The following is a 9,974-nucleotide window of genomic DNA, read 5'->3' on the forward strand; positions in this document are numbered from 1 at the left end:
CCCGAACCGTTTTGATCCCGCGGGACCCGGTGCCGGTATGAACCTCCCAGTCGACGCGGACCGGCTCCGCGCGGACATCGAGGCGAACGCGGCGTTCGGCCGGGTCGAGACGGACGACGCCGACGCGCACGCCCGAACGAACCGAACGGGGACCGAGGCCAACCGGGAGGCCCGGGACCGGCTGGTCGCGCGCCTCCGCGACGCCGGCCTCGACGTGACCGTCGACGCCGTCGGGAACGTCCTCGGGACCTGGACTCCCGAGAACGCCGACCCGGGCGCCGCCCCGGTCGTCTCGGGGAGCCACCTCGACAGCGTCCCGGAGGGCGGCATCTTCGACGGGCCGCTCGGGGTGTACGCCGCGCTGGAGGCCGTCCGCGCGATGCGCGACGAGGGCGTCGAGCCGGACCGGCCGGTCGGGGTCGTGAGCTTCACCGAGGAGGAGGGCGGCACCTTCGGCAACGGGCTGTTGGGATCGACCGTCGCGACCGACGAGCTACCCCTCGACGAGGCGCTCGCGCTGTCGGACGGCGACGGGGAGACGCTCGGCGAGGCGCTCGACCGGATCGGCTACCGCGGCGGGGACGCGGTCGACGCCGCCACGCCGACCGACGCGGAGGGCGCGCCGACGACGGTAGACCCCGCGTCGTGGGGGGCGTTCTACGAGCTCCACGTCGAGCAGGACACGACGCTGGAGGCGGCGGGCGCGGCGGCCGGGGTCGTGACGACGATCACCGGGATCACCCACTGCGAGGCGACGATCGACGGGGAGGCGAACCACGCGGGCGCGACCCCGATGGACGAGCGGACGGACGCGCTGGCGGCTGCGAGCGAGTTCGTCTCGGACGTCGAGCGCGCCGCGAACGAGATCGTGGAGTCGTCGTCGCCCTCGGCGGTCGGTACGGTCGGGTCGCTGTCGGTCGCGCCGAACGCGACGAACGTGGTCCCCGGGCGCGTCGAGGCGGGCGTCGACGTGCGCGACGTGGAGGCCGAGTCGATGGAGTCGATCGTCGACGCCGCGCGCGGGTCGCTGGCGCGGCTGGAGCGCGAGCGCGGAGTCGAGACGGCGTTCGAGCGCCCGTTCGACGTGGCGCCGACGCCGATGAGCGACCGCCTCCGCGAGGCCGCCCACGAGGCCGCCGACGCCGCGGACCGCGAGGCGGTCGACCTCCACTCCGGCGCCGCCCACGACGCGATGCGGGTGGCGCGCGTCGCGGACGCGTCGCTGCTGTTCGCCCCGTCGCGCGACGGGATCTCGCACAACCCGCGCGAGTGGACCGACTGGGCCGACTGCGCCGCCGCGACCGAGGTGCTCGCCGGGGCGATGGCGCGCGTCGCCGCCGGCGACCCGTGACGGCCGCAGGCGAGGGCGACGCGCGCGAGCGCCCCGGCACAGCCGCTTTATTTGTCGGACACCCCGGCCCGGAGCGGTCCGAGAGTGAAGTATATATACGATCGCGCGGCCCGAACGGCGGTCCGGGCGTCGTCGCGATCGGACCGTCAAGGCCGCCCTGACGGCCGTTTTCCTCCTCCAGAGGCGAATTTCGTCTTTCGCCCACTATCGTCAATAGCGACATATTTATATGTTCTCACCACTAACTACATGTTAACAGACTGGCGATTGCGGACCTCGCTGTATTTTCGTCGGGGGATCGTCGGAGCAAGCCCATGACAGAGACATACACCTACAGCGACGGCGGCACGGAACGGGACCGACTCGCGGACCGAGGCGACGCGCCCGCGTCCGGCGAGCGCACCCGGACGAGGGACGCGGCGGGAGCGGAGTCGACGAGCGTCGACGAGCGCACGGAGAACGAGCGCGAGCGGATCACCACCTGTCCGGAGTGCGACGGCCGGCTCGCCACGGACACGGAACACGGTGAGACGGTCTGTAGCGACTGCGGGCTCGTCGTCGAGGAGGACTCGGTCGACCGCGGGCCGGAGTGGCGCGCGTTCAACTCCGGCGAGCGCGACAGCAAGTCGCGGGTGGGGGCCCCGACGACGAACATGATGCACGACAAGGGGCTCTCGACGAACATCGGCTGGCAGGACAAAGACGCCTACGGCAAGTCGCTCTCGGGCCGACAGCGGCGCCGGATGCAGCGACTGCGGACCTGGAACGAGCGCTTCCGCACCCGCGACTCCAAGGAGCGCAACCTCAAGCAGGCGCTCGGCGAGATCGACCGGATGGCGAGCGCCCTCGGGCTCCCGGACACCGTCCGCGAGACCGCCTCCGTCGTCTACCGCCGGGCGCTGAGCGAGAACCTGCTTCCGGGCCGTTCGATCGAGGGCGTCGCCACCGCCTCGCTGTACGCCGCCGCACGGCAGGTGGGGAACCCCCGGAGCCTCGACGAGTTCACCGCGGTCTCGCGGGTCGAGAAGATGGAGCTCACCCGGACGTACCGCTACGTCGTCCGCGAGCTCGGACTGCGCGTCCAACCCGCTGACCCGACGAGCTACGTCCCCCGGTTCGTCTCGCGGCTCGACCTCTCGGAGGAGACCGAGCGGCGCGCGCGCGAACTGCTCGACGACGCCGCGAACGCGGGGATCACCAGCGGCAAGTCGCCGGTCGGCCTCGCCGCGGCCGCCGTCTACGCCGCGGCACTGCTGTCGAACGAGAAGGTGACCCAGAGCCAGGTGTCCGACGTCGCCGACGTCTCGGAGGTCACCATCAGGAACCGGTACAAGGAGCTGCTCGACGCGAGCGGAACCGCGAGCGCCTGAGCGGGCGATGCGGTCGTAACCGATCGCGGGGTCGGCCCGTCGAATCGGCCGCGGGACCGACCCGCCGACCGTCGCGGATCGCCTGCCACACACGTTTTTAACGCGGCCGCCTGTACTGGATGACATGGTTGACGCGTTCGTCAGACTCGTCTGTCCGGAGTGCGGCAAGGAGTGGCAGGACAATCCCGCCGAGCTTCAGGATCTGCGGTCCAACTTCACCTGTTCGGCGTGTCACGCGACGCGCCGCCTGACGGAGTTCATGCGGACGGAACGCGACCTCGAGGCCGTCAAGCAGTTCCAGTAGCGCACGCCGGCGCGACGGCCGGCCCGCGATGCCGATCCTTCCGGTCGCCCGGTGACCGACCGCGTAGCGACGCCCGTCGCTCGCGAGCCGGCGACCGCTCCGGACGGTCGCAAACGATCCTGATAGATCTATCGAGAATCCACTTCTCCGCCCCGCTACTCGCGAAATACGCGAACAGCATGGTAACGTGACTCAAGATAATAATATAAACCTCCGGTAGTAAAGGACTGGTACTCATGAAGAAGCAGGAGCTCATCCATCTTCACGGTCTCCTCGCGGAGGTACGAAAACAGTGCGAGTTCTGGGACGACGACGTCGACCTCGAAGCCTACGAGGAACTGGGCGTCAAGCCGACATCGATTCACAAGTCGAAGACCGACCACAAAGCCGCCGTTTTCAAGCTGACCGAAGGAATCACCGAGCCGATGGAGTCGTCCGAATCGGAGCCGCTGGCCCCGACGGCCGACTGAACCGTCTACTGCGCGCCGCTCCTCGCCGACCGACCGTTCACCGATCAGCGACGCCGCCGTCCGTCGTCCCGTGTCGTTCTCGCCCGCGGACCGGCGGTGTCCGAACCGCTCTCGGGGCTCAGCGACCGTCAGCCGGCCCGTCGTCGCCGGGATCGAGTTCGCCGTCTTCCGACTCCGGCGTTCCTTCAGCCGTCGGGGAGTCCTCCGGACGGTCGCTCTCTTCGGGGGCTATCTCAGTCACCGAGAGCACTTTCAGCGGAATGTTACGGAGCCGCTTGCCGATCTCCTTGCGCGCGACGCGGCTGGCGTGTTCGTCGCGGTCGACGTTGAACACGTCCATCCGGAGTTCGAGGGCGACGAGCGCCTCGTCGGCCGCAACGAACGCCGGGTCGAGCTGCTCGCCGCTGGGCGACGTCCGCGTGCCGGTGTCGATCTCGACGTAGTTGAGGTCCGGGTTGAGCATCTCGCCGGTCTTCGAGATGGCGATCCGGACCGCCTCGTCGGGGGTCTCCACGTCGTACACCGGGACCGCGGCCTCGACGACGACTCGACAGTCCATCACAGCCGAGCGTACCACGCGAACGAGTATCAAACTTCGGACGGGACCGACTCTCGGCGGCCGACGCGGTCGGCGAGCGGGCGTCTCGCGGCCGCTCGTTCCCGCGGAGACGCCGGCGTCCGCGGACGCGGGCCCGTCGGTCACTCCCCGCCGGCGCGGAGGTAGTAGAACACGTACGTCTGCGCGTAGCCGGCGAACTCGCCGCCGAACCGCTCGCGGATCGCGCGGGAGGTCGCCGCGTAGCTCCCGCGGTCGCAGTCGGGGTAGTACTCCTCGATGGTCGTGCGGATCCAGGTGTCGAGCGGCACCGCTTCGAGGAAGCCTAGCGAGAACAACAGCACGCAGTCGGCGACCTTGTTCCCGACGCCGACGAACCGCGTGAGCGACTCCCGCGCCTCCTCGTAGGGGAGGTCGGCCGCAGCCAGGGGATCGGCCTCGCCGCTCGCGACCATCTCCGCGGTGCGCTGGACGTACGGCGCCCGATAGCCCAGAGAGAGGTCGCGGAGCTCCTCTTCGGTGCGCGCGGCCAGCTGATCCGGCGTCGGGAACGCCCGGTACGTCTCGTCGCCGAGCGCGACCGCGTCGCCGTACGTCTCCCGGAGCCGCCGCTGCATCCCGTGGATCCGCGCGACCCGCATCTGCGCCGAGCAGATGAACGAGATCAGACAGGGGAATACCGGGTCGCGGGTCAGTCGCATCCCCTCGTAGGCGTCGTAGGCCCGTTCCAGCAGCGGGAGGTCGGGCGTCGCGTCCAAGATCGCGTCGAGGTCGTCGTCGAGTCGGAGCAGGTGCGTCAACAGCGGCTCGGCGTCCGTCGAGGCCTCCCAGCGGAGCCGCCCGTCGTGGACGCCGCCCTCCTGTCTGACCCGGACCGCGACGCGTTCCTCCGTCACGCCGGGAATCGGGTCGACGACGGTCTCGTACCACGCGTCGCCGCCGTGGGCGTGAAGCTCGTCGTAGGTCTCGCCGTCCGCGCGGTTCCAGAGGTAGCTCTGTCCGCTCTCCAGGGTCGCCTGGAGATCGAACGGTCCAGCCAGATCGCCGACGTCGATCGCCCCGCGTTCCATCGTCTCGTCTCACGCCGCGCGCGGGCATGCGGGTTTCGGTCCCAGAACCGCCGCCGAGGACGGCTTTTTGTCCGCCCGCACCATACCGCGGGTATGCCGACGTACAGGCGGACGACTCGGGTGCCGGCCCCGATCGAAGACGTGTGGGATTTTCACTCCACGGTCGACGGACTGCGAGAACTCACCCCGGACTGGATGCGTCTCGGCGTCGACAGCGTCGCGGGGGCGGACGGGTCGCCCGACCCCGAGGTCCTCGTCGCGGGCTCGGAGATCGAGATGTCGGTCCGCCCGTTCGGGGCCGGACCGCGACAGCGGTGGACCTCGCGGATCGCCGAGCGCGAGCCCGACGGCACGGCGTCCCCGGAGCGCTCCGCCCGGTTCGTCGACGTGATGGAAGGCGGTCCGTTCCGACGGTGGGAACACACCCACGCGTTCTACGCCGACGGCGACGAGACGCTCCTCGTCGACACGGTCGCCTATCGGCTGCCGCTCGGCCCGCTGGGCGACGCGGTCGGGCCGCTGGCGAAGGTTGGATTCGAGGGGATGTTCCGCGATCGGCACCGCCGAACCGTCGAACGGTTCGCCGAGGAGTGAGCCGCTCGCCGAAAACTGAGAGTCCGACGAACGTTGACCGGGTCGCGGCGACGACGACGCCGACCGAACGTTACGGCGCCGCGACCCGCGTCGCGTCCGTGTCGAAGGTGAGTTCGAAGACCGCGCCGCCGTCGTTCCGGACATCGATGTCCCACTCGTGCGCCTCGACGATCCGGTCGACGATCGCCAGGCCGATCCCGGAGCTGTCGGCCGAGGAGACGCCCGAGTCGAACACCGTATCGACGAGTCCGACCGGGATGCCGGGCCCGTCGTCAGCGACGTACATCCCGCCGACATCGCCGCCGTCGGTGAGCGGACCGATCTCTATCGAGACCTCCGGACCGCCGTGGTCGATCGCGTTCCGGAAGAGGTTCTCAAGCGCCTGCCGGAGCCGGCTCGGGTCTGCCTCGACGCGCCCGATTTCGTCGGCGATCGTGAGCGTCGCCTTCGGCGCGCGCACCGAGTCCCAGGCGTCCTCGGCGACGGCCGCGACCGGCACCGGCTCCGTGTCGCCGATCGCCTCGCCGCGACGCGCGAGCATGAGCAGGTCGTCGATCAGCGTCTCCATGCGGTCGACCGCGCCGCTCATGGCGTCGTACCGCGACGACGTGAGTTCGTCCTCGGAGAGCGACAGGTAGCCGGAGAGCACGTTCAGCGGGTTCCGGAGGTCGTGCGAGACGACCGCGCTGAACTGTTCCAGCTGTTCCGCCTGCCTGCGGAGCGCTTCTCGGCGGTCGTTGCGCGCGATCGTGTGCGCGATCAGGTCGCCGAGGGTTCGGTACAGGCTCACCTCTTCGTCCGTCCAGACGCGGCAGTCGTCAGACTCGAACGCGACGATGCCGCTGAGCTCCCAGTCGACGACGAGCGGGACGTGGACCGTCGCCGCCGGCCCGGCGAGGCCCGCGTCGTCGTTGCCCTCCGAGTCGTCCTCGGCCGGAGAGGATCCGCGTGCGACGTTGCCGAAGGTCGATAGCAGGTCCGGGTCCGGGAAGTCGTCGAACGGCCTCGGCGCCGGGTCGAACCCCTCGGGACACCAGTCGTAGGCGGGGACGAACTCGCCGTCCTCCTCGCGGTAACAGACGATCCGATCGAGTTCGGCGTGTTCGCCGACGTTCTCCATCGTCCACTCGATCTTCGTGCCGACCTCGTCGGTGCGCGTGCTCATGAGCGTCGTCCCGGCGTCGAGCAACACCTCGGAGAGCCGGGCGACGCCGTCGCCTCCGAGCGTGACGCGGTCAGGGCTCATCTGCCCCCGGATCCGCTCCGCGAGCGGGTCGACCGCGTCCCCCCCGACGTGACGGCCGCGGTCGTCGGCCTCGACCACGTCGTCCACGTCGGCCGCCAGCAGTGTTCGGATCGTCGCCGTCGACGCGTCCTCGACGAGCGCGATCACCGGCACGTGGGACGGGAGCGCGACGAGTCTCTCCGTGACGACGTCGTCCGCCACGGCCGAGGCGGTGACGACGACCCCGCACGTGTCTTTCAGCGGCTCCTCGCCGCCTCGGTCCTCGCCGAAGTCAGTGGGAGCGAGCGTCCGAAGGGACGGGCCGCCCGCGCCGTTCCACGCGGCCTCGACCGAACGGGCCACGCGTTCGCTGGCGCTCTCGTCGTCGCCAACGAACGCGACGACCGTTCGCCGGTCCATACTTTACCCACCGGTTCGGCGGTCTTGAACGTTCACCCCAAAATATCGGCGCTGAAAACGCTACGACGAGTTCGTCGTCGCGGTGACGTAGATACCAACGAGGACCACGCAGCCGCCGGCGACCGTCGCCGGGGTGGGCGTCTCCGACAGCAGCGCGGCCGCGAGCAGCGTCGCGCCGACCGGCTCACCGAGCAGGGAGACGGACACGACGCTCGACTCCAAGTGCGCGAGCGCCCAGTTGAGGACCGTGTGGCCGAGGAGCCCCGGTCCGACCGCGAGCCCGACGAACAGGAGCCACTCCCGGGCGGGGTACCCCGTCAGCGGGTGGCCGGCGGCGAGCACGAACGCGAGCAGGACCACCACGCAGACGCCGTACACGACGGTGACGTAGGGGACCAGCGAGATCCGCTGCCGCAGCGAGCGACCGGCCAGCACGTACCCCGCCGCGGCGACGGCACCGGCCAGCGCCAACGCGTTGCCGTACAGCGGGCGAGCCCCGACCGCCACGCCCCCCAGAAAGTCGCCGAGCGACATCGACGCCATCCCCGCCACGGCGACCGCGATGCCCGCGGCCATCTGCCGCGTGACGCGCTCGCGCAACAGCAGCCACGCGCCGACCGCGACGAACACCGGCTGCGCCTGAACGAGCGTCACGCTCGCGGCGACGCTCGTCCACCGGAGACTCTCGAACCAGGCCGCGAAGTGGATCGCGAGCGCGACGCCGGACAGCACCGCGAACGCGAGGTCGCGCGACCGGATCCGGCCGAACTCCCCGCGGTACCGCCACGCCGCCACCGAGGCCAACGGGAGGGTCGTGAACAGCACTCGGTAGAACGCGGCGACCGAGCTCGGCGCGTCGCTCAGGCGGACGAGGATCGCGCCCGCGCTCACCGCGACGACCGCCGCCGCGAGCCCCGCCCTCGGCGACACCGCTGGCGTCGAACTCATCGAGTCTTCGACCATTCGAGCGGGGAGTGCTTACCGGTTTCGAGAGTCGAGCGTGCGAGTCGGCGCGGTCGCCGTCATGTCCGCCGCCGACGGTGATTTCACCCCCCGTCGCGAACGACCGTCCATGTGTGCGGACACGTTCGGCGTCGGCATTCGCGTCGCCGAGACGGAGCTCCGGGTCGTCGTCGGCGTCCCCTCCGACATCGACGCCGGGTGGACCGACCCCGAGGCGTTCCAGTCGCTCGTCGCGGAGGCCGTCTGGGACCGGCTCGACAGGCGCCGGACGCTGGCGGCGGTCGACGCCCGGTACGACACCGGTGAGACCGCCGCCCTCGGAAGCGTGACGCTGGAGCCCGACGGCACCGTCGTTGAGACCGACCTCAGACGCATCGCGGAGACCGACGAGCGGGACGAAACCGGCGGCTGACACACCGAGCCGGGAGGCGACGTCTCACTCCTCGACGTCGTCCGCTTCGAGCGCCGCGCCGATCGCCGACGTCCGATCCGGCCGGTACGCGGTGAGGTCGTACCGGGTCGGTCCCACCGTGTCTCCCCACGTTTCCAGCGCGCCGAGCGTGACCAACCCCGACAGGGTCGCCCCCAGCGTCCGCGGCGTCGTCTCCGGGTCGGTCAGCGCGGCGTGGACCTGCTTCGACTGCGGGTAGTTCCGGTCGCACGCCTCGATACCGCGCTTGGCCTCTGCCCAGTGACGACGGACGTACCCGAAGGTGGTGGGGTCGTCGCGCGAGAGCCGTTCAACCGCCGCCGTCGCGGTCGCGTCAGCGTCGACGAGGGCGTCGAGGCGTGACAGTAACTCGGCGGAGCACTCGGCGGAACAGCCGAGCAGGACGCGGTTCGCCTCGTCGGCGAAGCGCTCACGGAGACGGTCCGCGAACCCGACCGCGACGTCGACGCCCTCCCGCGCGGCGACGGGCGCGAGGTCGTCGACCAACAGGTCGACCGTCCCCTCGGGAACGCCGTCGAGGTGATCGCCAACGGCGTCGAGCACGCGCTCCCCATCGGCGTCGCGGCCGAGCACCGTGTACGCGAGCCCGTTGTTCGGTACCACCTGCGTCGACGCGGTGGCCCCGCTCCGAGCGATGTCGTTCACGTCCACCGCCGCCTCCCGTGCCGGCGGCCCCGCTACGGTCCGACTCCAGCCCCTCCGCCACGCCTCGACGTCGGTGCCGAACAACACGGAGACGACGCGGTCCGAAGCGACGCCGTCGCGAAGCGACGGCTCGTCGCCGCAGCACAGTCGAACCGCGTCGTCCGACCCGCCCATGTTACATTGACTTCAGCGACAGAAGTGATAAACTTACGGACGAAAGTATTAGTACTGATACGGTTCCGCCGAGACAATCTTCGACTCAGCTCCTGGACGGCGCAGTCGCTGACGGACGGTACCCTGACTCAGCCGCCTCGATGGACGCCAACCACACCATCGAGTCAGTGTCCACCGAATCGGACGCGTCGCTGTCACTCGTTGGATATGAAGAAAGCCCACGGACGCGTTGTCCGTGGGCTGTGGTGGGAGTATTCCCGTATGAGTGGGCAGGCGGCGACTCGTGGTTCCCAGAGGATCGCTCACTCCAGTACTTCACGATACGCTGGTAGGCTTAACTTCCGTGTTCGGAATGGGTACGGGTGTTTCCCTACCGCTCTG

Annotated in this window: 11 protein-coding genes and 1 rRNA gene; 6 read left to right on the forward strand and 6 right to left on the reverse strand. The window is 70.1% G+C overall.

The features are described 5' to 3' along the window. The first annotated feature begins 37 nt into the window (after positions 1 to 37). From EXE50_RS16110 to EXE50_RS16125, 4 genes are all read left to right on the forward strand, one after another. On the forward strand, positions 38 to 1,351 hold the full coding sequence (locus EXE50_RS16110) for a Zn-dependent hydrolase (protein ID WP_053771475.1): 1,314 nt from the start codon (positions 38 to 40) through the stop codon (positions 1,349 to 1,351). A gap of 314 nt (positions 1,352 to 1,665) precedes the next feature. Next, on the forward strand, positions 1,666 to 2,721 hold the full coding sequence (locus EXE50_RS16115) for a transcription initiation factor IIB family protein (RefSeq protein WP_053771476.1): 1,056 nt from the start codon (positions 1,666 to 1,668) through the stop codon (positions 2,719 to 2,721). 124 nt (positions 2,722 to 2,845) lie between these two features. Next, complete coding sequence (locus EXE50_RS16120; protein ID WP_053771477.1) at positions 2,846 to 3,025, forward strand: hypothetical protein; 180 nt, start codon at positions 2,846 to 2,848, stop codon at positions 3,023 to 3,025. 236 nt (positions 3,026 to 3,261) lie between these two features. Then, entirely contained in the window at positions 3,262 to 3,495 is a 234-nt protein-coding gene (locus EXE50_RS16125) for a UPF0058 family protein (RefSeq protein ID WP_004598519.1), read from the forward strand. Positions 3,496 to 3,613: 118 nt separating this feature from the next. Here the strand turns inward: EXE50_RS16125 and EXE50_RS16130 are convergent, their stop codons facing one another. Both EXE50_RS16130 and EXE50_RS16135 read right to left on the reverse strand, forming a co-directional pair. Next, the gene (locus tag EXE50_RS16130; RefSeq protein ID WP_053771478.1) at positions 3,614 to 4,054 is read right to left on the reverse strand and encodes a DUF555 domain-containing protein; all 441 of its coding nucleotides are present in this window, start codon (positions 4,052 to 4,054) and stop codon (positions 3,614 to 3,616) included. 140 nt (positions 4,055 to 4,194) lie between these two features. Further along, entirely contained in the window at positions 4,195 to 5,121 is a 927-nt protein-coding gene (locus tag EXE50_RS16135; RefSeq protein ID WP_053771479.1) for a DNA-3-methyladenine glycosylase, read from the reverse strand. A gap of 93 nt (positions 5,122 to 5,214) precedes the next feature. Between EXE50_RS16135 and EXE50_RS16140 the strand changes: the two genes are divergently transcribed. Next, positions 5,215 to 5,715, forward strand: a complete 501-nt coding sequence (locus tag EXE50_RS16140) for an SRPBCC family protein (RefSeq protein ID WP_053771480.1) — start codon at positions 5,215 to 5,217, stop codon at positions 5,713 to 5,715. Between the two features lie 70 nt (positions 5,716 to 5,785). On the opposite strand, the gene EXE50_RS16145 is transcribed toward EXE50_RS16140, so the two are convergent. Both EXE50_RS16145 and EXE50_RS16150 read right to left on the reverse strand, forming a co-directional pair. Next, complete coding sequence (locus EXE50_RS16145; RefSeq protein ID WP_053771481.1) at positions 5,786 to 7,360, reverse strand: HAMP domain-containing sensor histidine kinase; 1,575 nt, start codon at positions 7,358 to 7,360, stop codon at positions 5,786 to 5,788. A gap of 60 nt (positions 7,361 to 7,420) precedes the next feature. Next, the gene (locus EXE50_RS16150; RefSeq protein WP_121599606.1) at positions 7,421 to 8,308 is read right to left on the reverse strand and encodes a DMT family transporter; all 888 of its coding nucleotides are present in this window, start codon (positions 8,306 to 8,308) and stop codon (positions 7,421 to 7,423) included. A 124-nt stretch (positions 8,309 to 8,432) separates the two neighbouring features. Here EXE50_RS16150 and EXE50_RS16155 point away from each other — a divergent pair, with 124 nt between their 5' ends. Beyond that, on the forward strand, positions 8,433 to 8,735 hold the full coding sequence (locus tag EXE50_RS16155; protein ID WP_053771482.1) for a hypothetical protein: 303 nt from the start codon (positions 8,433 to 8,435) through the stop codon (positions 8,733 to 8,735). A gap of 24 nt (positions 8,736 to 8,759) precedes the next feature. Here the strand turns inward: EXE50_RS16155 and EXE50_RS16160 are convergent, their stop codons facing one another. Together EXE50_RS16160 and rrf are read right to left on the reverse strand one after the other, a co-directional pair. Further along, positions 8,760 to 9,593: a hypothetical protein gene (locus EXE50_RS16160; RefSeq protein WP_233561614.1), complete on the reverse strand. Its 834-nt coding sequence runs from the start codon at positions 9,591 to 9,593 to the stop codon at positions 8,760 to 8,762. A 268-nt stretch (positions 9,594 to 9,861) separates the two neighbouring features. Further along, positions 9,862 to 9,974, reverse strand: a 5S ribosomal RNA gene (gene rrf / locus EXE50_RS16165); the annotation flags it as partial.

Origin of the sequence: Halorubrum sp. ARQ200 (assembly GCF_005435115.1) — an archaeon.
Taxonomy (GTDB): Archaea; Halobacteriota; Halobacteria; order Halobacteriales; family Haloferacaceae; genus Halorubrum; species Halorubrum tropicale.

What these genes read in the sequence shown, in the direction of transcription:
- EXE50_RS16110 (WP_053771475.1), top strand. Translation starts at nt 38, where the DNA reads ATGAACCTCCCAGTCGACGCGGACCGGCTCCGCGCGGACATCGAGGCG.
- EXE50_RS16115 (WP_053771476.1), top strand. Translation starts at nt 1,666, where the DNA reads ATGACAGAGACATACACCTACAGCGACGGCGGCACGGAACGGGACCGA.
- EXE50_RS16120 (WP_053771477.1), top strand. Translation starts at nt 2,846, where the DNA reads ATGGTTGACGCGTTCGTCAGACTCGTCTGTCCGGAGTGCGGCAAGGAG.
- EXE50_RS16125 (WP_004598519.1), top strand. Translation starts at nt 3,262, where the DNA reads ATGAAGAAGCAGGAGCTCATCCATCTTCACGGTCTCCTCGCGGAGGTA.
- EXE50_RS16130 (WP_053771478.1), bottom strand. Translation starts at nt 4,054, where the DNA reads ATGGACTGTCGAGTCGTCGTCGAGGCCGCGGTCCCGGTGTACGACGTG.
- EXE50_RS16135 (WP_053771479.1), bottom strand. Translation starts at nt 5,121, where the DNA reads ATGGAACGCGGGGCGATCGACGTCGGCGATCTGGCTGGACCGTTCGAT.
- EXE50_RS16140 (WP_053771480.1), top strand. Translation starts at nt 5,215, where the DNA reads ATGCCGACGTACAGGCGGACGACTCGGGTGCCGGCCCCGATCGAAGAC.
- EXE50_RS16145 (WP_053771481.1), bottom strand. Translation starts at nt 7,360, where the DNA reads ATGGACCGGCGAACGGTCGTCGCGTTCGTTGGCGACGACGAGAGCGCC.
- EXE50_RS16150 (WP_121599606.1), bottom strand. Translation starts at nt 8,308, where the DNA reads ATGAGTTCGACGCCAGCGGTGTCGCCGAGGGCGGGGCTCGCGGCGGCG.
- EXE50_RS16155 (WP_053771482.1), top strand. Translation starts at nt 8,433, where the DNA reads ATGTGTGCGGACACGTTCGGCGTCGGCATTCGCGTCGCCGAGACGGAG.
- EXE50_RS16160 (WP_233561614.1), bottom strand. Translation starts at nt 9,593, where the DNA reads ATGGGCGGGTCGGACGACGCGGTTCGACTGTGCTGCGGCGACGAGCCG.